Consider the following 21,593-nt stretch of genomic DNA (forward strand, 5'->3'; position numbering starts at 1 on the left):
TAATGGATAATGGATAATGGATAATAGATAATGGATAATGGATAATGGATAATGGATAATGGATAATGGATAATTGATAATTGACTATCAGAATCACCAGAATATTAAAACTGAACCACGCGAAATTATAGAATAATAAACCGAATTGATTACCAGAATAACCAAAATTAATTACAGAATTAGAAACCAAAACTACCAGAATTAATTATAGAATAAACTATCAAAACTACCAGGATACTAAAATAGAAACACCCGAAACTATAGAATCAAAAACTAATTGCTTACCAGAATAACCAGAATTAATTACCAGAATAACCAGAATCAATTACAGAATCAACTACCAGAATAACCAGAATAATAACTATTAGTTTATAATTAAAAAAAAGACATAAATATATAGATAAATTCCGTGATTATTACTATTTCATTTACTGCTTAATTTAGGTGTAATGGAAGAAGAAAAAATTTATGGGAATCAATCATGCTCTTAAATGATGTTACTACTCAAGGACAAACAGTTAATTTAGGTCAAGGAGTTTATCAAGTTAAATTATTTAATTTAGAAACCATTGATCCATTAGACTATATTAGAATAGGAGGGTCTAATTTTCAGTGGCGATATCAAGGTCAAACTCAATGGATGGATGGTCAATTTACTGAATATGCTGATAATATTAACCAAAGTTTAATCATTGAATTAAATGTACTTGACCAAACTGAATTAACTTTCAGAACCGATGATACCTTTGACTTTCCTAATGATGACACACCTACCAATCCTATAATTGATATAGAAGTCTTACAAGTAGGGGATAATTCATCAATTATTCAAGATGGAATAGGTGCGATCAATAACAACATTTTAAGTACGGGAGAAGGTGCAGTTAGCGTACAGGAAATACAGTCCACTTTCTTTCATCATAATATTGATTTAACTCCTTATGGAGTGGAAGGAAGTGCAGCTTTATGGGGTACAGAACCAGGAATAAATAAGGTTGATATTACTGTTGATGGTTTTGCTAATTTATTATTTTGGGATGGTGCTAATATTACTCCTTTTGTTGTCAATGGAACTCAAGAATTATACTTTAATACCGTTAGTGATGAATGGGGTTTTATTGTATTAGATGATGTAGCTAGTAATGAAGCGTCAGTAACCTTTGATAATGTTGTTTGGTATGAATCTCAACCTGATAATATTGAGGTTATTAGCTATCAAGAAGATATGGTTTTACCTGATGATTGGATGATAGAAACATTAGGAGATGTTGAGGTTGATAATACTCCTAATTATAACAATGGTGGTAACTTTATGGTAGGAACTGGTACAGGAGATAGGGCAGTTTCTACTATTGGTAATAATTTGATGGGTGATAGAAACTACTTTAAAACCTTTGGAACAGAAGGAAGTTATCTTAATATTTCTGACATTGAAAATGGTGTGTATGAATTTGATGTTAATCAATTAGGTAAAATAGATAGTAATAATAATGATGCTCTTTATGCTTGGAATGGGAAACAATTAACCTTGATTGCTGATAATGAAAATGGGTTAGTTACTAATTCAGTTGACGTTATTTATGGTGAACTTAGTTTTATTGGCGTTGATGTGAATACTAAGACAGGAACCACTGATTTTACAATTACTGGCTTAGAAAAAACAGAAGATTTATCTTATTCTCCACCAACACCCATTAGTTTAATGCCTGATATTTATCTTGGTGATGTTGACTTTTATGAACAACAAACGAGGATTAATAATGGTAGTGGCGATAGAGCCGTTTCTACTTTATCGAGGGAATTAAATATTGATTTATCTATGTATGGTACTGAAGGAAGTTATGCTACTTGGTCAGATTTAGAAAATGGTATTTATGAGATTACTTACTCTCTCTCTGCTTCAGAAAATGATGCTAATCATGATAACATTTATTTTTATGATGGTACTAACTTAAATCTATTTGATAGTCGTTCTTCTGCTACCATTCAATCATCTGCTACTCGTTGGATTAGTGAGACAAAGACACAAGAAGTAGCGGTTGCAGACGGTCAACTAACCTTTATTACACTAGATACAGTGGATAAGTCAGGAACCACACAGTTAAGAATTAATGGTATTGAACGGGTTAATGAGCTAACTTCTGATACTAATGATCCTTATAGTTATATTTATGAAGAACCACCCTTCCCTATGCCTGATTTGGGTAAAGACTTAGGAAATGATCCCTTAACTGGTTTAAATTTAGGAACCTTAAAACCTTGGGAAACTGATAGTAATACTGGCACTGAATATAATCAAGGTTATGTTTATGGTAGTTATCATCTTGGGGCAAGTTATATAACTGAAACCATCGGGGGTGATGATGTTAGTGACTGGATTCAATTTAATCTTGATGAAAGTAGTTACCTAAACTTTTATCATAATAATGCTATTGCTCAAATACTTGATGAGAATCAACAGGTAATTATCGGTAGTGATGATGGTTATTCAGGTAATTTACAAGCTTATCTAAACAGTGGTAATTATTACATTGGCTTTAGTTCTGAATCTTCAACTTCTGAATTATTTAATGCTAGTATTTATCTGTCTAATTCAGATCCTAATTATGCAGATTAGTTTCAGTTATCAGTGAGCAGTGAGCAGTTACCAGTTATCAGTTATCAGTTATTAATTATTTGGTCAAGTTGCTTGGCTTAAATTAAAACTATTCACTGTTTACTATTTACTGTTTACTTTACTGTTTACTGTTTACTGTTAAACACTCTCATAAATAGAATATTTGTTATAGCAATAGACAGGCTAGTTAGGACACATAAATTATATTTTAAGGGAACAGGGAACAGGGAACAGGGAACAGAAAAATGTCCTAATAGCTTTGGCGACTGCTATAATATGAAAAAACTACTCAACACCCTGCCTGTTTTAATAGCGATCGCATTATGTGTCAATGCTTTTCTTAACACCGAAACTAAAAGTAAAGCAGACATCAATAACCTTCCTACCTGTGAAGTGAAGCCAAAAAGCGTTTATGATGGAGATACTTTGAGACTGATATGTTCTAATGAAGAAATAAAGGTTAGATTTGCGTGTATTGATGCCCCAGAGCTAAAAATGCCTAATGGAATCTCTAGCCGTGACCATTTACGATCGCTTCTCTCAAACTCTAATAACCAAGTCAAGGTTAATGCTATAACTACTGATCGTTACGATCGCACCGTTGCCGAGTTATTTTTTCTTAGGGGAAATGATTGGCAGTTAGTACAAGAATATCAAGCTAAAGATGGTATGGTGTGGGGATATGAAAAATATAAGTCAGATTGTCCCAGTTGGAATGCCGTGTACAAAGCATTCACAGAAGCACAGGCGGCTAACAGGGGAATATGGGCTGGTAATCCTATACCACCGTGGGAATGGCGAAGACAAAGACGGTAAATTTATCAATTAGATTGGGAAAATTAAGGTTAAAACCTATTGTAATTTACCTATGTTTAGATTACTCAAATTATTCATAAAAGTAAAAATCTTTGACAGACAGTTAAACAAGAATATTGTTTTGATATTATCATTACTTTTTCTTACCAGGTAGTGATTCCGCTATATTAACCCTCTTTTAAAATTAGATAGAATAAAAAGTAGGATGATAGAAAAGAAGGATAAAAAAATGAGTAAAAGTCAATCGTTTCCCGAATATGACTCTCATCCCCCTGTGTCTAATGATTGGGACTTAGGACGAGAACTTGATGATGTGGCCAGTCAATATTTTTATCAAGACTGCGATCCCTCTACGCAAAAGATTCTTTCTCATTGTGGGTGGTATTTGTCTAGCTTTTTTGAAGAACCGACTTTAGTAATCACTTGTAATGATCAAGTTACTAATTGGCTGATTTTAAAACAATTAATGCCCTTAGCTACAGTATTATACAAATGGCTTAAGACGGCTCATATTCGTATTTATCCACCCCCAGGAGCCGGAAATTTCTTAGACATTCCTATTACTGAGGTTCCCTTGGGTTAATCATTTTTAACTGTTGTCAATCTGTTATCAATAATGAACCATTCATGATAAACAACCGCCAGATAAAAGTCCTCTCCAACTAAGCGGTCACAGATAGCCAAAAAACCAGAGAAGAAGGGATCCTCTTCATAAGTAGTGTCTTTTAGAAAGAGTGTAACTGAGTTCCCATCGTTACTCCAAATAGTTCGTAAAATGGTGATGTTAGCATGACTGGAACTCTCGATAGGAAGTAATACCCAACGGCCTTCTATTTCCATAAACTCAGGTTTAGAGTATCTAAAGACCGACTCCCAATTTTCGGGTCGCTCATGTTTTTCAATGATTCGATCCCAACGAACTGTTTTTATTTTAGAAAGGGTTGTTTCTGATAATTGTGTTAATTTCATCAACTTAATGTGTGTAAATTGGCTATAATTTTTACTATATTTTTCTGTTTATTTCCACTCTTTTCCAAATGGTCTCCCCCAAAATTTATAACATTCCTTATTAAAAACACTCCTATATTTTAGTATTAATTCTCGTTCCCATTTTAATAATACTTTCTTATCAGGGGGAATATGTTTCCAAAATGCAGAGTTTACTGCTACATCTAATTTATGATTACGGTGTAACTGAATATAATTTCTGATATAATCTTTACAGTCATGAACCCCTTTCCAACGCTGAGATGCAGTTAACTTTGTTTCACCCACGTATAACAAAATAGGTAAGGTATTATCGATTATAAAATAGAGATATCCCTTGTTACTTTCATCATCAAACTGATTTTTAGGTTCCGGCATTCTCCAAAATAAACAGTTATGTATTGTTAGATCAAAAGGTTTAATATCATCTACAGTATGCCAAGATGTTTTAGGCATTTCAAATAAAGTTTGTTGTTGCGGTGGTTGACTATTTATAACTTCATTCTGATACTTAAATATCCTTTGTTTCCATTTGATTAAAGCTTCTCTATCCATCACTAAACTAGGTGGTTTAGATTTTAGAGAAGAATCGTTAGTATTAAATAAGTCAAGTTGTTTCATTGAATAAGTGAGTAAAAATACTGGAGAATATATCTTAGTCTATTTTACCTTTGTAAATGGAAACATAAACATGATAATATTTTCTTTAGATTTGACTCAACTCAACTCAATCCTTAAGAACTCAATTATCAACTTTTGACCTTCACTATTATCAAAGCAACCCCAGGACTAACAACTGACGAAATAATATTAAATCTCCTCAAAGATTATCCTCAAGGACTAACCGTTAAAGAACTGAGTGACAAAATTAATCGTCCTATTTCAATGATACAAACTTGTTTAAAATTATTAGTTGCCTGTAAGAAAGTTAAAAGTAAGAAGATAGAGATGATAAAGTATTATTATCTTTCGTCAGTTCTGTGCTGTAAGTGCAGTCCTTCGTCAAGCTCCTTTGATTTATAATATACTAACCGAGATGATTATTGTTATATTTGTTTTGAAATGCTAAACTTAGTTCAATGTCTTCAATAACAACTAAAAAGTTTTCTTACCTACTAATAATTATACTTTTGATATTCGTTATATCAAGAATCTTCAAAGTCTTAAAAATCAATAAATCTAATCTACAGATAGACATACATTATAGCAATTTAGAACAACTATTAATTGAACAAAATTGGGAAAAAGCTGATTATGAAACAAGCTTGTTAATGCAAGAGATTACAAATCAAAATAGACATATACTATATGGCATTGAAAGATTTATTTTGATTGATCAGTTTCATCAGGCAATTATCATCGATGACATTTCCTGCCAACAACTATTGAAAATTGATAAGTTATGGACTAAACATAGTGAAAATAGATTAGGATTTAGTGTACAAAGAAATATGTTAAAACCATTAGATTCTGAGCTTAAAATTAAAACAGAAGAGGATATAGATGCCAGAATCGGTAGAAGAACAGGAGAAATACTTAAATGGAAAAGATATTATCCATACCCAAGTTATTCATCAGAATCACAAAAACAACGCGACCAAAAAGTTAAAGAAGAACATTATCAGAAAATAAAAAATATTCCTATATCAGAAATTCCTTATGGTTATTTACCTTATAAACTTTATACTGACACTATGTATAGAAAGATTATCAATAGTTGGGGATATATAGATATGCCAGATAGAATAAGAGCCACTGTTAGAAAAGTAGAAAAATGCCCTAATATTAAATCCAGTTCTTAAACAACTTGGACAATTATATGGACTCAACCATTAGCTATCATCGAAAACACTCAACAATTAATTAGAACAGCTATTACTTAAAGTAATTTATCTTCATTCATTTCTGGCATCCTCATGCCTTCTCTTGGCTTCATAATCTTCTTCAGGAGGTCGATCAATCACGCGCAAACTTTTTAAAATGGATGAATAATTAATTTTAATTTTCTGATTTTCTCTCCATTTTTCCTGAGTTTGTCGCCAATTTTCCCGTTGTATTTGGTCAAGTTGTTTGCAAATTTCAGGACTCAACCGATAATCAATACACTTAGTTATACTGGGACTGTCATAATGTTCACCAGCATCACAACCTTGATTTTGACAACGAGGCAACTTATCCCGATTGAAGTCATATCCGTCAATCACAAGCTCTGCTAAACCAGCATTAACAATTCCTGTATCATAACAACAAAAACATTTCCATTTTGGTTGCCAGATTTCTTTCTCTATTCCTGGTTCCTCTTCGGGACGCATGGGAATACGAGGTAGTTTTTGAAACATGATTCCTTCCTTAAATGCGATTATTAGCTATTGCCCAGTCTGCGAAGGCTTTCCGCATTGGTTGTTCTTCGGAGGAACCACCAAGGGCAATAAATCGTGGTTTACCTGACTTAATTTGCTTGATCCACTCGTCCCGTTGGGGATGATTTTCCCAGTCAATCTTGATGCTGTTGTCTTCTTTGCATCCATTAAATAGACCGTAATAAACATTAAAGCGATATTGTCCTGCTTGATTTTTCCTTGCTAACCAGCCTGCTAAATCATTGATGGGGTTGGGAAACTCTTTAATCTTTTCCCTGACAAAGTAAAAAAATTTCTCTCGCTCGTAATCTGAGAGAGAGTTGAAAAAGATTTGATAAGAATTTGGAGAACCGCTAGAAGCTTTACTATCAGCCGTTTTAGATGGGGTCACAGTCTCGGATCTGTCCAAGGTCGTCTCGGATCTGTCCAAGGTCGTCTCGGATTTGTCCAAGGTCGTCTCGGATCTGTCCAAGGTCGTCTCGGATTTGTCCAAGGTCGTCTCGGATTTGTCCAAGGTCGTCTCGGATCTGTCCAAAGAGTCTCCATTTTGTCCAAGACTTACAACTAAACCGTTGGGAGCTTCCCAGTCAATCAATTTTTTCTCTTTCAGTCTGCTAATTCCTTTATAAAAGCTTGCTTTGCTAATTCCTAGCTGTTGGCTAATCTCACTCTGATGTAAGGTCACTTTCCACCCTGGTTTGAGTCTAATTTTTAGGTAGTAGTAAAGTAAAGCGGTTGCGGAAATCAAACCACACTGATACTGATCGAGGACATCCTCTAACGTCATTCGGTAGTGTTGTTGTGCCATGATAGAAGTAGTTTTATATAATCTGCCCCCGTCCAAGAGTCGGGGGTTTTGTTTTAGTTTATCCATTGATGTCAATGGATGTCAACTGAAAAATACTAACTTAGGTTAAATTAAAGAAATAAGGATAAAATAACAATGGATGTCAACGGGGAAAAGGATGCTTAAACGAGATCCAGAAGGAAAATTTTTAGAGTCACCGGATAGTTTGTATCGAAAGACTATAGGTTTAAGGGTTAGTAAGTCTATTTATCCCAAATTAGAGGAACTTGCCCAAAAAACAGGCAAAAGCATGGCAGAAATTGCCAGAGATGCAGTGCATGAATATATACAACGTTTAGAAGAAGAAAAAAAAGCGACCAAGAAGACGAATAAGAATTAAGTTAATGGTTAATCAATTTCATCAAGTACCTAATATTTAATAGGTATTTTAAGTCAATTACGGATGACCAGTTACTTGACCATTGACTGACTTAAAAAAGGCTTCTTTTTTTGTACTCAAGTTTTGTAATAAATTATAAGATTAAAATCATAGTAGTTTAGTTTTTATTTTTCAACCAATCATCAATAGAAAATCGATTAAAATTAACCCCTGCTAAAAGGATAAAGAGGACAATATTATAAATTAATTGGCTACTAGCTCCATCCCAATTTTGGATTATGGTAATACCATACATGAGAATTATCATGAGAACAAAACAAGCAATTAAAGCACTTCTTGTTAAAAATCCGACAGTGATTAATGCTCCAACAATTAACTCAACAGGAGGTACTAAAGCAGCATTAATTCTTACTAGAAACTCAGGAATTCCTGAATCTTGCATAACATTAACCATCGCATTAATAAAACTAGGAATATCAAAAATTCTGGTAAATCCGTGGTTAAAATAATTAACCCCTACTACTATTCTCAATAAAGTATAAGCTGCCACAATATCTTTAGTTCTTAAACTAACTTGGGGCTGCTTATTAATAGTTGGTTTACTGTTAACGCTCATTAGATTCCTCATTATTATTAAGAAGTTTAATTATGATAAATATCTGATATCTGATATTTAACTAGCTGCCCTTGGGAATACTAGACCTACACCCAGGATAAAATTATGCTTGACATCCTATCTAATACCAAATCCTCTTATGATAGTAGAGTAAAGATTTGGGTCAACATCTCTCATTGCCTGATCTTCTTAGTCTACTTTGTAAAGCGGATTTGGTATAAAATCCAATCTAACCCAACCACCGAAGATTATCAACAATTAATGTTAACCTTTTTACAGGGTATTGTTGAAAGGGTAAGGGCAGAACCAGATCCCCAGAAAGCAAACTGGAAATATCATTGTATAGAAGAGATTATACTAGAACATGGGCAGTTTATGGAAGGATTACAAGCTCAACAGATTGGTATTCCTCAAAGATGTTATTATAACTGTCTAAATATGTTACTAACTCCTGAAAACCCCGAAGAATTACTGTATTGTGAAGGGTTTGCTTTATCAGATAATATTAATCTCTATCCCGTTCAACATGGTTGGATTTCTCTAGATCAACAAGCAATTGATGTGACATGGAATGAATTAAGTCCTTGTTATTTTGGTATTCCTTTTAATCGTAAATGGGTGATAGAAAAGACTAAAGAAAGATTACGTACTGGTAAGAATATTGCTAATTTCTTAGCTTATGAATCTCCTTTAACTATTCAAATTCTTAAGTATGGTTTGCCTAGTGAAGCACTACACAAGTGCTAATAATTCATAACCATTTGTGCGGCTCTGAAACAATAATTAGGATAATTAGGGTTATTTGCCTCTATTAAAGGAATACCGATCGCCTCAATATATTCGTGATATTGAGCTAACGTACAAGCAGGTGAATAACCTTGTTCAACACAATAACTAATAAAATCTAATTCTTGACCCCATAAAGCTACTTGTTTCGCTCGTACATTCTCTTGTATTTTTTGTCCATCAAAGCGTAAATTTATATCTCCTAAAGCTGGCCAAATATCAACGGCTAAATAATCAACCGTTTCAGATGGAATCCAATTTAAAGCATCAGCAAAAATGATAGAAACTTTGTCCCAATTCTGCCACGCTGTAGCATTTGTAATCTGATGAAATAACTCAATAATATCAGGATCATTCTCAATCACGGTTACTTTCTCAACATCATTGTTTAACAGAACGTTATACAGTAATAATCCCATTCCTAACCCCATTAGCACAGTATGACCCTTAGCAGCTAAAACATGATGAGATTGACTTTCAAGTTCCATTAGGGTCAAACTCATCCATAGTGTATTACTACGACATAAACGATAATTGTTAGTTACAGATTGATAGGAAGTAAAATAACCTCTTGTAATGGGTGTTTTCATTTCTTCTAATGTCCATTCGCCATACTGTCCAGGACGATATTCAGGAACTTTTAACGGTTCATAAGGAGGTGTCTTATACTCTAAAACTTCTGATAATTGATCTAGTAATTCTTGTGGTAATCGAGTTAATGATTTTTGTTCATTTTTTAGTTCTTTATCTTTTGTCACTTCAACGACCTTAACATTAAAAGGTTCCCATTCGTCTACTGTAAAACCATAAGTGACCTCATCAGGAAACCGAGTGGCCATTTCCTTCCATGCGCCTTCTGGACTCTCTGCTTGTATATAATATCCTTGTCGGGCAGTAAGGTCATCCCGTCCCAGACAATCACCAGTATAAGACTTATTTCGAGTACAACGATATTCAGGCATAATTGATTAGCGATCTCAGGTATTTAATTTAGGCAAACAAGGTAAATCTACTCCTTACGGATCATAACCTAAATGAGAAAATACGTTGGAGGAATATATTTAGTAACTCAAAATCGTTGCACATTACCGAATAATTAATAGTTATAAGAATCGTGCTTAAAATTTGTTCCAAGTTTTGCATTTAACTTACACTAAATCTAATAATTCCTTAGAAACATAAAGATTCCCAAATATGGGTAATGTCCCTTCATCATCATTATCCCTCTCACTATCATCCCAGAGTATGGCAATATCACTGGTTACATCAGGATCTATTCCATTCTGTTTGGCTCTTGTTGTTAAATAGTCCACAATTGCCTCATAATTAAATTGGTCAATTCTTTGATAAAAATACATTAGTATTATCTAAACTATGATTAAGGATCTTAACTATTATTGTCAGAAATTTTCTGACGCTGGGAAAAAGGGTTTAAATGTTAACAGAAGTAAAGGAGTTGCCCCTAATAAACCTATTCTTCTTTTATCAATTATACAACTAATTGAACGAGGAAAGATTACTCGTAACCGAATTTATTTAACTCCTGAATTAATTGCTACATTTCTTAAACTATGGAGTGATTTAGAAATTCATCGTGATCCTAAAATTGGTCTACCTTTTTTTCATTTAAGAGGAGATAAATTCTGGCATTTTAAGGCTAATTTAGGCTTTGAATTTCTTGAAAATCCTAAATCTAAAGTTAAAGTCAGAACTATTAAAACTCTCAAAGAAGCGGTTGATTATGCTTACTTTGACCCTGAACTCTTCACTTTACTTTGTGAACCTACTTCTAGAAATCAACTAACCTTAACCTTGATTGATTCTTGGTTCTCTGATAAACCTCAACAAATTAGGCGATCGCTTTCAGTGGATGCTCTCGAAGACTTAGAAAATCAACTGATTACCAGTGGTGGAAAAGTCTATCAACGGCAGGAAATTGATACCAAAGACGAACAAACGATTATTATCAGAGATGGGGCATTTCGTAAGGCCGTCACTTCTGTTTATGGTTATCGTTGTGCTTTCTGTGAACTACAAGTATTCAATAACCAAGAAAATATTGTCGATGGCGCACATATCAAACCCTTCTCTCAATTTTATGATGATCGCATTGTTAATGGTCTATCTCTCTGTAAAAACCATCATTGGGCTTTTGACCGCTTTTGGTTCACTATCAACGATGACTATACAATAGAACTAGCTGAGACTTTACACGAAGATTCCCCTTATTCAACCCCCATGAGTCAATTTCAAGGTAAACGACTTTGGCTCCCTAATAATGAACGTTATCATCCTTCTGCTGAATCTTTGGCTTGGCATCGTCAGTCTTTCTTGGATAAACACGCTTCATAAAACTTATCTATTTAAGATTGTTTTTACTTCGTAAACGAAGTAAAATAGAAAGTAGTTAGTTAATAAGGAGATTGGAAGTGTACGAATTTGCTTATTGTTTTTCTATTAATAATCAGGTTAAATGGTGATCTGAAAATAGTAATAGTTTAATTAATCGAGTTGCTCAGAATGAATCTGAAAAAGTTTCAGAGTTTATTGAGACTTCTAAAATAGGTGATTTTATTCCCCTTGAAGATGGAACTTTAATCTTTAGATGTGCTACCAATGCTAATGGAGATAAGTAAGACAAATGACTAAACAAGAAGCAGATATTCTTCATAAAGCAATGGAAAAAATGCTAGAAGAATGTGACGTTAATGAAGATGATTTTAAGAGTAGGATTATGGAAGGATATTCAGGAAGAGGAATGTACGGAAAAGAAACTTATGGACTGGTTATCAATTCTTTTACATCTCTTTTACAAGCAATAATGACTTTTCCTGAATTACTTTATGATAAGGAAGGCAATTCTATTGTTACTAATCAAATCATTACTAAATTTAGAACTGATAAACTAGGATTATCTATTATTATTTACTAATGTATAAGTGTGATTACTTGGAGGTAAACAAGCATGGCAGTTAACTTAAACGGTATGAAGTTTAGCGGTTATTAATTATGTCTGAAGTAATAGAAACCAATTTACAAAATCAGTCTTCAGTATGGGACGATGACCATTTTATTTATGAGCCTGAAGATATTAATATTACTACTAGAAAAATTGAAATTGACAAGCTACTTTCTCGCATTGATAATCAATCATTAAATTCTGCGCCCGATTTTCTTTATCGTTATCATTATTGGAATAATGAAGTTAAAAGTCGTTTGATTGAGTCTATCATTATTCGTCTTCCTATTGGTCATTTTTATCTCGATAGAACAGGATATGATAAATGGTTAATTATGGATGGAATACAAAGACTATATGCTCTGAAACAGTTTCTTAGTGATAAAACTTTAAAATTATCTGGTTTAGAATACTTACATGATTTGGAGGGAAAAACTTATAATGAAATTGAACGAAGATATCAACGTCGTATAGAAGAAACACAAGTTACCGTTTATTTAATTGAGAAGGGAACCCCTCCAGACATTAAGTATAATATTGGTAAAAGAAATAGCACTGGATTCCCTAAATCTTATCAAGAACTGCGTCAAGCATTAAACCCAGGAAAAGGAAATAAATTACTCGCTCAACTAGCAGCTACTGAAGAGTTTAAACAATTGATTCCTTTAGATTATGAACAAAGAAAGCAAATGGATGATAGAGAATTAATTTTAGTCTTTATCTCTTTTTTGCTAAGTGATAGTTTTGATGATTTTCCAACAGTGAACTTATGGTTGTCAAGAACTTTAATTAAAGTTAACTATTTGTCTGATACCGAATTAAACGAATTAAAAGATAGTTGTCAAACCACGTTCAGACAATACCTAGATAGACCCCAAGTGTATCAATTATTTTCTGAATTATCTGTCAACTCAACTCAGTTGAGCAAAATCAAAAAATTAAACAAAATTCTTTCTACTCAACATTAAGTGATAATTATGTATTACGGATATCGATGTTATACAGATGACCATGAACCGTTAGGTTGGTTTTACACAATTCATCAAGAACAGGAATTAAATTGGACAACTAATCCTGGATTATTTTATTGGTGTAAACGGTGGAAAACTAAAAGAGGAGCCGAGAAAAACTTCTCTTATTACCAAGAGCAATGGAAGTTTTATCGTAGAGAAAAAGGCGGTTATCTCAAAATAGAAATTATGCCTGATGTACCAACACTAAATGAAAAATATAATCGTACTTCTCAACAACAATGGGATACTAAAAATGCTAAAATTATTAAAGAATCAAAAGATAAATATGATGATAAAAATCCTGTTTGGTCATTTCGTCCTACAACTGAACTCATTGAATGGTTGAATGAGGAACGATGGGATAAGCAAGACGGTAAACCTGAAACTAATGCTCAATTAGTAATCCGTAAACTCAATAAATTAAGACAATTAGAATATCAAGGATATTAATATGTCAATTACTCTGTTAAAACAATTTCTTCAAGATAATGCTGACTTGTTTAAACATTCTAAGAAAAATTCTAACTACAAATATAAAAGCTTTTATGAATTAGTCTTAAAATTAGGGCAGGAAATGAAACCAGCAATAAGATCAGAAGAGTTCACAGGACAACCCAAAAACTGTTATGGTAATTGTCAGACCTTGGCTTTTCTTGAGCCGGAATTAACTTACTGTGAAGGATTTGCTCTTTCTAATGGTATAGATTTTCCTGTCTCTCATGCTTGGTTATTGGATCAATCAGGAACAGTGATAGAAGTAACTTGGCAAGAACCAGGAAGTGCTTATATTGGTATTGCTTTTTCTAATACATTTATTCAGTCAGTACTAAAGGAAAGAGAAGAAAGACAAAGAAGTAATTATTTAAGTTTAATCGAATCTAATTATTTAGAAAATTATTCCTTTTTAAAAGAGGGAATACCTGAATCTGCTTATTCTAAAATACTAAAGTAAATTTATGAATAATGATATTACTCAACAACTTTTACAGGAAGAAACAAGACAAAAAGAGTCTCTTGCTTTTCTCTTAGATCGTCATCTATCTCGCCAAGGACAATTATTTGTGCAAACAACCCAGATGGGAAACACTCAAGGTTATCTTGCTTCTGTTTCTTTAGAATGGTTAGCGAGTAGGGTTCATTTTGCTTTACAATTTCCTTTATTTCGTCGTAAATATGACAATGAAAATTATAAGTTGATTCCTGATTATGAAAGTTTAGAAGAGTTAAAACAACGTCCTTTAGATTGGTCAAAACAGGCTTATTTAGCTCAATATTTAACTGTTGTTAAAAATCATAAATTCCCTCCTATTTTACTGGTTATTAGTCAAAATTGGGTTAATGATTCTACTGCTGAAAAATGGGATAATAATCATCGTGCTAAAGTAAATGTTGATAATTTTACTGCGTTAGATAAAAATAATAATATAGGTTTCTTAAATATTGGGGATGATTATCAACTGTTTGCTATTGACGGACAACATCGATTAATGGGAATCAAAGGGTTAATAGAGTTACTAAGAACCGGTCAATTAGAAGTGTATGATGAGTCAAAGAAATCCACAAGAAAGTCCATTACTTTAGATGATTTAATAAAAGAATACGAGCTAGACCTCATTGCTTTACAAAGTTTAGCATCAGAGAAGATAGGGATAGAGATTATTCCTTCTGTCCTGCAAGGAGAGACTTATAATAGTGCTAAGAGACGAGTTAAAACCATATTTGCTAATGTTCAACGTACAGCGGTTTCTTTAAGGAAAGGACAACTTATTTTATTAGATGAAGATAATGGTTTTTCTATTATTGCTAGACGACTTGCCATTACTCATCCCTTGCTAAAAGATAGACAGGAAAAAGACTGGAATTCCAGAGTTAATTGGGATAGTGCTACCATTGCTAGTAAATCTACTGTCTTAACTACTTTACAAGCTTTACAAGATATGACAGAGGGATATTTACAACCATTATTTTCCCAGTGGAGCAATAAAAAGAACTTAATTAATCTTAGACCTGATGAGGAAGAAATAGAAAAAGGATTAAACTTATTATCTGAACTTTTTAATGGATTAGCCAGTTTACCCAGTTATCGGAAATTAGAACAAGGGGTTAAAACTTATAAACTCAGACGGTTTAAACATGATCATGGTGGAGGGGAAGGAAACTTTTTATTTCGTCCTGTTGGACAAATTGCCTTAGCTCAAGCATTAGGAGTCCTAGTATTTACTCAAAACTTTAATCTAGAAAGTATTATTGAAAAATTAATCTACTTTGATGAAATTGGAGGATTTAGTTATATGGATACATCTCAGTCTCTTTGGTATGGTGTTTTGTATAATCCCATGAAAAAACGAATTCAAGTATCAGGTAAAAAATTAGCTAGTCGTTTATTAATTTACTTATTGGGTGGAATGAAAGATGACCTAGAAAAAACAGCAATTCGTCAAGCATTAGCTGAAGCAAGAACCATTGAAGATTTAGTGACTAATCAACAGCAAACTATGGATTTTCAAGGAAATGTCGTTACTCATGAAGGTATAATATTACCTTCTGTTATCATAGTTAAGTAAGTTTCTGAGCCAATAAAAAATTATGGAAAAAAACTTGAAAAATCTAAATGTAAATGATGATATTATCGAAACTGATAAGGATAAACCGGAAGAATATACTCTCAAGAATTGTGGTCTAGATCATGAATATCTAATAGAACGGGATATTGATATTAGAAAAAGTCCTTATACTGTATTTGAATTAAAAAGAAAACGTGAGCAAAATAAAATAATTATCGATCCTGAATTTCAAAGAAATCCTAATATATGGACTTTAGAACAAAAAAGTAAATTTATTGAGTCCATTATTCTCAATTTTCCTTTACCTTATTGGTATGTAAAGCAAACTAAAAAGGGAGAATATATAGTTGTAGATGGGTTACAGAGAACTTCAGCTATCTGTGATTTTATAGATAATAAATTTAAACTTACTGGATTAAAAATTTTGCCACAATTAAATAATTGTAAGTTTTATGATTTAACAAAACTAGATGGAGATTATCAAACTAGAATAGAGGATAAAAAAATTTCTTTATATGTAATTCCATATTCTGCTCATCTAAGCATTGTTTATGAGATTTTAGAGCGAGTCAATATTGGAGGAACACCGCTAGGAAGACAAGAACTTAGAAACTGTATTTTTACTGGTAAATCCACAAAGCTGTTAAAAGAATTATCTGAGCAAGATTATTTTAAACAGGCAATTGATCATGGCTTTTCTCCAAAAAGAATGAAAGATAGAGAGCTTATTTTACATTATTTAGCTTTTAGAATATGTAACGATTATCATCAAGATTATCTAAGTATATGAATGAATTTTTAGAAGAGGCTATGCAAAAAATCAACGAAATGTCGGAGGAACAAATAGATGAATTAAGAAATGATTTTGAAAGAGTAATGAAATTAACTTATGATTTTTTTGGGAAAGAAAACTTTCGTTTACCAACAGATAGAAGCAGAGGACAAGTTAATATGATTATGTTTGAATCTATTTCTTACTTTTTTTCAACACACAGTGATCAATTTTTTCAGCAATACAAAAAAACTATTAAACAAAATTTTCTACAATTACGGGAGAATTTAGAGTATGTCGGCTCTATTAAACGAGTTAAACATGATAGAGATACAGTCATTAAAAGATTTGATTTAGCACAAGAAATTTTGGGAGCTGTTTAGCAATGTTAACTAAGATATAAAATTTCTCGATCGCTTTTAAAATCCCACACTGATTTATTTGAGCTTATTATGCCAGGGGAAATCCCGATTTTTTCAGTATGAGTTGACAGCTTGGTTCGTTGCTTAATGCTTCTTAAGATAGTGTTGTTTATTTATGTCCGACTACTTATCGCTTTATCGATTGATTTAACATTATGACTACCAATTACAGGAGGTAATATTGAAGGAGTCTCTCTAGCTGATTAAAAGCTGATGCTGCACCCAAAGGAATCCGATAGTTGACAATGGGTGAAAGTATAGTTTCCGCAGGATTTATCTCTATAGTCGGGATTCCTATAGCCCTAGCATGGGCTATAGGTTCAAAGATGTAGGGAAAAAGTGCAGATGTCCCTATGACACAAACCAGGTCTAGACCCTTTTCTAAAACAGATTCTAACTCAGAGATTGCAGCACTAGGCAAAGACTCTCCGAATAATACTACATCTGGACGGATCAGTCCCCCACAAAGGGGACACTTTGGTAAATGCCCTATCTGATGAGGCTTTTGTGTCATAAATTTATCAAGGGTAGTTTGATAAGAACATTCAGTACACAGCAAAGTGGAAATACGTCCGTGAATCTCGATGAGATTTTGCGTTTGGGCTGCTCGATGTAATCCATCTACATTCTGCGTTAGCACCCAAGTTTGGGGCTTGTACTGCTCTATAGCAGCAATAACCTCATGAGCTTGATTATAGGTGGCTTGACTACAGGCCAAAGCAATCTGCCATAGGTACTTCCAGGCAATCTCTGGATTACTAGAGAACATACTACTAGACAACGCTGTTTCAATAGGAATGTCCTCATCCGTGTTCTGATTATGGTAGAGTCCACCTATACCTCGATAGGTTGGAAGACCAGAATCGGCGGAGATACCTGCACCAGTGATAAAGAGAATACGTTCAGAATCGCATATAAGTTGAGCAACAGACAGTAGGTTTTCACTCATAAATGGCTAAATTTAATAGAATTACTTTTTCAATTAATTACTCATGTTTGTATGATAGTCGACTCTTCATCCTTGGGAATACTAAAGCTGATCGCTCTACGCCGCTAGGCACGGGCTTACGCCTCTTGTTCACTGGCTATACGCCCTCTAGCATATAAACCTTATCTAACACCACACACAGCAATCCAATTATACCCCTTAAAAAACCCCGTAAAGGGACTTGTGGGGCTATATTTATGAGGTTGCGCCTCGTGCGCCGTAGAAAGCTTACTGGTAGGACGCAAAGGTTATCACACGGCGCTGGCGCGTTTATTTTATTTGCCCCAACCGCCCTATGACGGGGGGCCCTGGTGAAGAAAGAAGAAAGATGGGAGGGGTGTGAAAGATTGCGTTGTGTCTGGCGGCTTTGTCCCTTGGCTGTTTTTTCTGTTTCTCCTTCTCCGTTGGGCTGCCCGGCTCCTGTTCCTGGGGTTGTGGCTTCGTTGGCTTCGGGCGGCGGTGGCTCGTTCTTTGGGTTGCGGCCTTCTCCCCGGTCGTTCTCGCGGTGGGTTGCTGTTGTGTGGTTTGGGTCTTCGGGGGCGGCTGAGTCGTTTGCTGGGTTGGCTTGTTCTCGCTTTGGCTTTCCGTTCTGTGCGGTGCGGGCTTGTGGTTCCTGGTGGTGCGTTTCGGTCCCTGTTTCGGTTGGGTCTTTCTCGTCGGTTGCTGTGTCCCTGCCTTGTTTCTTTGGGCGTTTGTAGTTCGTTGCTGGGGGGGCTTGTCTCCCCTTTTCTTTCTCGTGGGTGGCCGGTTTGGCTGCCTTTTTTTTTAAAGTTATTGCTTAATTTCTCGATCGCTTCTCAAATAGTACACTACAAATATAATACTTTTTACCGATTTAATACAGCTCCTTGTTGGGGTTAAACCCTATTGAAATCGTTGTATATTTTAGATTCTTAACGTGATATTTATGTAATATGTTTATTTCATGTACTAACTATTTTAGCGATCGCTCGCTCGTCGGGTGGGGGTCAGCGGCGGGAAACCCCCCTTGCCCCCACCTCTCCTCGTTCGCAGATTTACAGGAACTTATCCGTAAGATTATCTGCTCACTCGTCGGGCAGGGGTCGGGAATGCTTGCGTAAAACGTTCGCACACCCTTCCCCCTGCCACTCCTCGTTCGCGGATCTCATACAAAGTTGTCAGTGGTGTAATTGCTCGTTCGTCGGGCAGGGGTCGGGAACACTCACAGACGCTGCTCGTGAACCCTTCCCCCCACCACTCCTCACTCGCGTCTATATCGTTGCTCCCGTACCGGCGAATAGATTACTGTGGAATATAAAAATTACGGTGATGGTCGCCTTCCGGTCGCGTTTATTTATTTAAGAAAGGATCGTTGCTTCGCGTTAATTTCGCTTTTTTGCGCCAAACAAGGAATTATAGCACACCCAGTCGCTCACAAGTGGTTGCCCATTTATTTGTTGGGTCGTCATCCGTTTCGTGCGCTGTCCCATTTTTAATAAGGATCGCGCGATTTTTTAATTGATTTTGGTTCGCGCGAATTTTATTTATTTGGGACAGCTTACTCCACTTCGACTCCCATTTTTGTGGTTGGGCATTTATTTATTTGGTCGTTCGGGCTGGTTCAAAGGTCAAATCTCATCACTTATGCAAAAATTACCGCCCTCACTCCGTGGTTCGCTTGATGGGTGTGCCTTTGTTATATATTGGGGCGCAAAAAAGCTAGTTGGTGCGCTCGGCTAACTGGTTATGTCTCATATCCCCTAGTTTTCCCGAAAAACCGCTCGCGCACTTATGGAGAAGAGAGAGAGAGGAGAGGAGAGGTAAGGGTATTTCTCCTTTGTCTTTCTTGTTGGTGGCCTGGCCCCTTGTTTGCTCGCTCGTCGGGCGGGGGGGGCTGCTTGTTGGTGGCCTGGCTTGCTGGTTTTCCCTCCCCCCCGCCTCTCCTCGCTCGCGGTGGGGGTCGGGTTGCCTGTTTTCCGCTCTGGCTCTGGGTTTTAGAGTTGCTATAGCATGGCTGTCATGTTATAATAGAGATAAGAATTGAGATAAATTATGATTCCTAGTTGTATTTCTGAGTTAGTCAGTTGTAGCCCTATTGTGGGTTTTAGTGGTTCTCGTGTTGCTGCTGAGGGTGCGCCGGAAGCGATCGCAGAGATTTCTAGTTTTGTTTCTAGTTCCTCGGTGGTGGCGGTTGGCTGCGCCAAAGGTGTAGATCAGATAGCCCGTGAGTTGTTCTCAGAGGCGAGAGTTTTTAGTGTTGCTAGTGGGGAGTATGGCAAAGGAAAATCAGCTTTTGCTAGAAGATCAATGGCTTGTGTAGAAGCTTGTCAGGGTGGTTTATGGATATCATTTCCAGCTTCTAGTTGTCCTCCTGGGCTGATGCCCAAAAAATCAGCTTTTAGCGGATATGGAAGCGGTTCATGGTCTAGTCTCAGTTATGCTCTAGCACTTGATATCAAATCAGTTTTATGGCTGCCGCCGTCGGTGTCCCCCCCTGCCGGGTGGGGGCTGGTGGCTGCTGGTGGTGGCTGGTTTCTTTCTGCCCCCCCCTCGTCGGTGCAGTTGTCGCTTTTCTAGTTCGTTTGTTCCCCCTTTGGGGGGAGTTGTTTACTTGAAAATTAATGGAGATTAAAAATGGAATTTCAAATTAAAATTAAAGAGACCGATTATTGCACAGTTAATAGTTGTGAGAATACTTACAGACGAGAGTTAAATTGCTCTTATCAAGGATTTACTATTAAATTAAGTAGTTCGAGTTCTTACTCAGTAGGTGCGAAAGAAGTTTTAGAAAAAACAGGAGAACGAGAATTTACTTATACAGAAAATCGAAAAACTGCTTATTGTATAAATGATCGGGGTTTTTCGGAATATAAATACAATTCTCTCCAAGAAGCTTATAACGCAGCCGTTGAAGAAATTTATGAAATCATCAAAGAATATGAAGATTTTGATGATAACAACACACCTGATGAATTTTAATTAATATTATCCCCTTCATCTGGGGGATTTTTTTCTAATTCAGCAGCGATCGCCCTTCTAACTCTCTCCTGCCATTTAGGAAGGGCTTTTAATTGTTTCTTAATATTCTCAGGGACTCGAATAGCGATTAACTCCGTACAAGGCTGATCCCAATCGTACTTTTGTTCAAATTGATACTTCTCTAATTCGGGATTCCCCCCTGGTCTTGGCATTCCTTCACCTAACTCTCTGATTTCAATTATAGCACGTTAACATAGAAAAACTTTAGCAATCCTCTTGACTTATAGCGTGTTAACACGCTATAATAAAATTATGAAGTTCAAAAGGAATTAATCAAAATGACAGATCAAGAAACGAGACAAATTTTAAAAACTTCCCTTCGTGAGTTGAGAAAGATCCAAGAAGATTCTAATCATCTCAATGTTGACCAAGCACAGGATCTATTCACAGCCATTGAAAGGTTAGAGAGTCTAGAGCGTGACTTTGAGATTATCAACGATCACGACATCGCAGTAGTAGATCAACTACTCAATTGTAGAAAGTAAAAAGTTTGAGCCGAGGCCAGA

At 35.2% G+C, this 21,593-nt stretch carries 26 protein-coding genes; 17 read left to right on the forward strand and 9 right to left on the reverse strand.

Translation table 11 applies throughout. From position 1 onward, the window contains the following. Nucleotides 1-481: 481 nt before the first annotated feature. The 3 genes from QNJ66_RS16820 (at nucleotide 482) to QNJ66_RS16830 (ending at nucleotide 4,016) form a co-directional block, all read left to right on the forward strand. Nucleotides 482-2,617 (forward strand): hypothetical protein, encoded by a 2,136-nt coding sequence (locus tag QNJ66_RS16820; RefSeq protein WP_300508938.1) that lies wholly within the window; start codon nucleotides 482-484, stop codon nucleotides 2,615-2,617. A 276-nt stretch (nucleotides 2,618-2,893) separates the two neighbouring features. Then, complete coding sequence (locus QNJ66_RS16825) at nucleotides 2,894-3,433, forward strand: thermonuclease family protein (RefSeq protein WP_300508940.1); 540 nt, start codon at nucleotides 2,894-2,896, stop codon at nucleotides 3,431-3,433. A gap of 229 nt (nucleotides 3,434-3,662) precedes the next feature. Continuing rightward, a complete protein-coding gene (locus QNJ66_RS16830; protein ID WP_300508942.1) occupies nucleotides 3,663-4,016 on the forward strand; it encodes a hypothetical protein in 354 nt (117 codons plus the stop codon). On the opposite strand, the gene QNJ66_RS16835 is transcribed toward QNJ66_RS16830, so the two are convergent. Beyond that, nucleotides 4,013-4,402 (reverse strand): hypothetical protein, encoded by a 390-nt coding sequence (locus QNJ66_RS16835; RefSeq protein WP_300508943.1) that lies wholly within the window; start codon nucleotides 4,400-4,402, stop codon nucleotides 4,013-4,015. The two genes, QNJ66_RS16830 and QNJ66_RS16835, sit on opposite strands and share 4 nt — an antisense overlap. Nucleotides 4,403-4,450: 48 nt before the next feature. After that, entirely contained in the window at nucleotides 4,451-5,041 is a 591-nt protein-coding gene (locus QNJ66_RS16840; RefSeq protein ID WP_300508945.1) for a GIY-YIG nuclease family protein, read from the reverse strand. Between the two features lie 458 nt (nucleotides 5,042-5,499). Here QNJ66_RS16840 and QNJ66_RS16850 point away from each other — a divergent pair, with 458 nt between their 5' ends. After that, complete coding sequence (locus QNJ66_RS16850) at nucleotides 5,500-6,222, forward strand: GUN4 domain-containing protein (RefSeq protein WP_300508948.1); 723 nt, start codon at nucleotides 5,500-5,502, stop codon at nucleotides 6,220-6,222. Between the two features lie 93 nt (nucleotides 6,223-6,315). On the opposite strand, the gene QNJ66_RS16855 is transcribed toward QNJ66_RS16850, so the two are convergent. Continuing rightward, nucleotides 6,316-6,759, reverse strand: coding sequence for a hypothetical protein (locus QNJ66_RS16855; protein WP_300508950.1), 444 nt, complete (start codon nucleotides 6,757-6,759; stop codon nucleotides 6,316-6,318). Between the two features lie 10 nt (nucleotides 6,760-6,769). Continuing rightward, nucleotides 6,770-7,654 carry a hypothetical protein gene (locus QNJ66_RS16860; RefSeq protein ID WP_300508951.1) on the reverse strand — a complete coding sequence of 295 codons (885 nt, stop codon included), beginning with the start codon at nucleotides 7,652-7,654 and terminating at the stop codon, nucleotides 6,770-6,772. A gap of 91 nt (nucleotides 7,655-7,745) precedes the next feature. On the opposite strand from QNJ66_RS16860, the gene QNJ66_RS16865 reads away from it, so the two are divergent. Beyond that, on the forward strand, nucleotides 7,746-7,967 hold the full coding sequence (locus QNJ66_RS16865; protein WP_300508953.1) for a ribbon-helix-helix domain-containing protein: 222 nt from the start codon (nucleotides 7,746-7,748) through the stop codon (nucleotides 7,965-7,967). A gap of 157 nt (nucleotides 7,968-8,124) precedes the next feature. Here QNJ66_RS16865 and QNJ66_RS16870 read toward each other — a convergent pair whose 3' ends face one another. After that, on the reverse strand, nucleotides 8,125-8,583 hold the full coding sequence (locus QNJ66_RS16870) for a DoxX family protein (RefSeq protein WP_300508955.1): 459 nt from the start codon (nucleotides 8,581-8,583) through the stop codon (nucleotides 8,125-8,127). A 105-nt stretch (nucleotides 8,584-8,688) separates the two neighbouring features. Here QNJ66_RS16870 and QNJ66_RS16875 point away from each other — a divergent pair, with 105 nt between their 5' ends. Continuing rightward, a complete protein-coding gene (locus QNJ66_RS16875) occupies nucleotides 8,689-9,330 on the forward strand; it encodes a hypothetical protein (protein ID WP_300508957.1) in 642 nt (213 codons plus the stop codon). On the opposite strand, the gene QNJ66_RS16880 is transcribed toward QNJ66_RS16875, so the two are convergent. Together QNJ66_RS16880 and QNJ66_RS16885 are read right to left on the reverse strand one after the other, a co-directional pair. Next, nucleotides 9,327-10,331 carry a hypothetical protein gene (locus tag QNJ66_RS16880; protein ID WP_300508958.1) on the reverse strand — a complete coding sequence of 335 codons (1,005 nt, stop codon included), beginning with the start codon at nucleotides 10,329-10,331 and terminating at the stop codon, nucleotides 9,327-9,329. The two genes, QNJ66_RS16875 and QNJ66_RS16880, sit on opposite strands and share 4 nt — an antisense overlap. A gap of 186 nt (nucleotides 10,332-10,517) precedes the next feature. Next, nucleotides 10,518-10,727, reverse strand: a complete 210-nt coding sequence (locus QNJ66_RS16885) for a hypothetical protein (RefSeq protein WP_300508960.1) — start codon at nucleotides 10,725-10,727, stop codon at nucleotides 10,518-10,520. Nucleotides 10,728-10,743: 16 nt separating this feature from the next. On the opposite strand from QNJ66_RS16885, the gene QNJ66_RS16890 reads away from it, so the two are divergent. From QNJ66_RS16890 to QNJ66_RS16925, 8 genes are all read left to right on the forward strand, one after another. Next, nucleotides 10,744-11,721, forward strand: a complete 978-nt coding sequence (locus tag QNJ66_RS16890) for an HNH endonuclease (protein ID WP_300508962.1) — start codon at nucleotides 10,744-10,746, stop codon at nucleotides 11,719-11,721. Nucleotides 11,722-12,010: 289 nt separating this feature from the next. After that, nucleotides 12,011-12,301, forward strand: a complete 291-nt coding sequence (locus QNJ66_RS16895; protein ID WP_300508964.1) for a hypothetical protein — start codon at nucleotides 12,011-12,013, stop codon at nucleotides 12,299-12,301. A 77-nt stretch (nucleotides 12,302-12,378) separates the two neighbouring features. Continuing rightward, complete coding sequence (locus tag QNJ66_RS16900; RefSeq protein ID WP_300508966.1) at nucleotides 12,379-13,296, forward strand: DUF262 domain-containing protein; 918 nt, start codon at nucleotides 12,379-12,381, stop codon at nucleotides 13,294-13,296. 9 nt (nucleotides 13,297-13,305) lie between these two features. Further along, on the forward strand, nucleotides 13,306-13,791 hold the full coding sequence (locus tag QNJ66_RS16905) for a hypothetical protein (RefSeq protein ID WP_300508968.1): 486 nt from the start codon (nucleotides 13,306-13,308) through the stop codon (nucleotides 13,789-13,791). Nucleotide 13,792: 1 nt separating this feature from the next. Beyond that, the gene (locus tag QNJ66_RS16910) at nucleotides 13,793-14,293 is read left to right on the forward strand and encodes a hypothetical protein (RefSeq protein WP_300508969.1); all 501 of its coding nucleotides are present in this window, start codon (nucleotides 13,793-13,795) and stop codon (nucleotides 14,291-14,293) included. Nucleotides 14,294-14,297: 4 nt separating this feature from the next. Continuing rightward, nucleotides 14,298-15,905, forward strand: coding sequence for a DGQHR domain-containing protein (locus QNJ66_RS16915; protein WP_300508971.1), 1,608 nt, complete (start codon nucleotides 14,298-14,300; stop codon nucleotides 15,903-15,905). A gap of 22 nt (nucleotides 15,906-15,927) precedes the next feature. Beyond that, nucleotides 15,928-16,695, forward strand: coding sequence for a DUF262 domain-containing protein (locus tag QNJ66_RS16920; RefSeq protein ID WP_300508973.1), 768 nt, complete (start codon nucleotides 15,928-15,930; stop codon nucleotides 16,693-16,695). After that, complete coding sequence (locus QNJ66_RS16925) at nucleotides 16,692-17,060, forward strand: hypothetical protein (RefSeq protein ID WP_300508975.1); 369 nt, start codon at nucleotides 16,692-16,694, stop codon at nucleotides 17,058-17,060. Before QNJ66_RS16920 ends, QNJ66_RS16925 begins: the two co-directional genes overlap by 4 nt. A 205-nt stretch (nucleotides 17,061-17,265) precedes the next feature. Here the strand turns inward: QNJ66_RS16925 and QNJ66_RS16930 are convergent, their stop codons facing one another. Then, nucleotides 17,266-18,048, reverse strand: a complete 783-nt coding sequence (locus QNJ66_RS16930; RefSeq protein WP_300508977.1) for an NAD-dependent protein deacylase — start codon at nucleotides 18,046-18,048, stop codon at nucleotides 17,266-17,268. 2,052 nt (nucleotides 18,049-20,100) lie between these two features. Between QNJ66_RS16930 and QNJ66_RS16935 the strand changes: the two genes are divergently transcribed. Together QNJ66_RS16935 and QNJ66_RS16940 are read left to right on the forward strand one after the other, a co-directional pair. After that, the gene (locus tag QNJ66_RS16935) at nucleotides 20,101-20,625 is read left to right on the forward strand and encodes a hypothetical protein (RefSeq protein WP_300508979.1); all 525 of its coding nucleotides are present in this window, start codon (nucleotides 20,101-20,103) and stop codon (nucleotides 20,623-20,625) included. A 57-nt stretch (nucleotides 20,626-20,682) separates the two neighbouring features. Beyond that, nucleotides 20,683-21,027 (forward strand): hypothetical protein, encoded by a 345-nt coding sequence (locus QNJ66_RS16940; protein WP_300508980.1) that lies wholly within the window; start codon nucleotides 20,683-20,685, stop codon nucleotides 21,025-21,027. Here QNJ66_RS16940 and QNJ66_RS16945 read toward each other — a convergent pair. Then, a complete protein-coding gene (locus tag QNJ66_RS16945; protein WP_300508982.1) occupies nucleotides 21,024-21,239 on the reverse strand; it encodes a hypothetical protein in 216 nt (71 codons plus the stop codon). The genes QNJ66_RS16940 and QNJ66_RS16945 overlap by 4 nt on opposite strands. A gap of 126 nt (nucleotides 21,240-21,365) precedes the next feature. On the opposite strand from QNJ66_RS16945, the gene QNJ66_RS16950 reads away from it, so the two are divergent. Then, the gene (locus tag QNJ66_RS16950) at nucleotides 21,366-21,572 is read left to right on the forward strand and encodes a hypothetical protein (RefSeq protein WP_300508984.1); all 207 of its coding nucleotides are present in this window, start codon (nucleotides 21,366-21,368) and stop codon (nucleotides 21,570-21,572) included. Nucleotides 21,573-21,593 lie beyond the last annotated feature (21 nt).

It is taken from the genome of Crocosphaera sp. (genome assembly GCF_030064895.1).
Taxonomy (GTDB): domain Bacteria; phylum Cyanobacteriota; class Cyanobacteriia; order Cyanobacteriales; family Microcystaceae; genus Crocosphaera.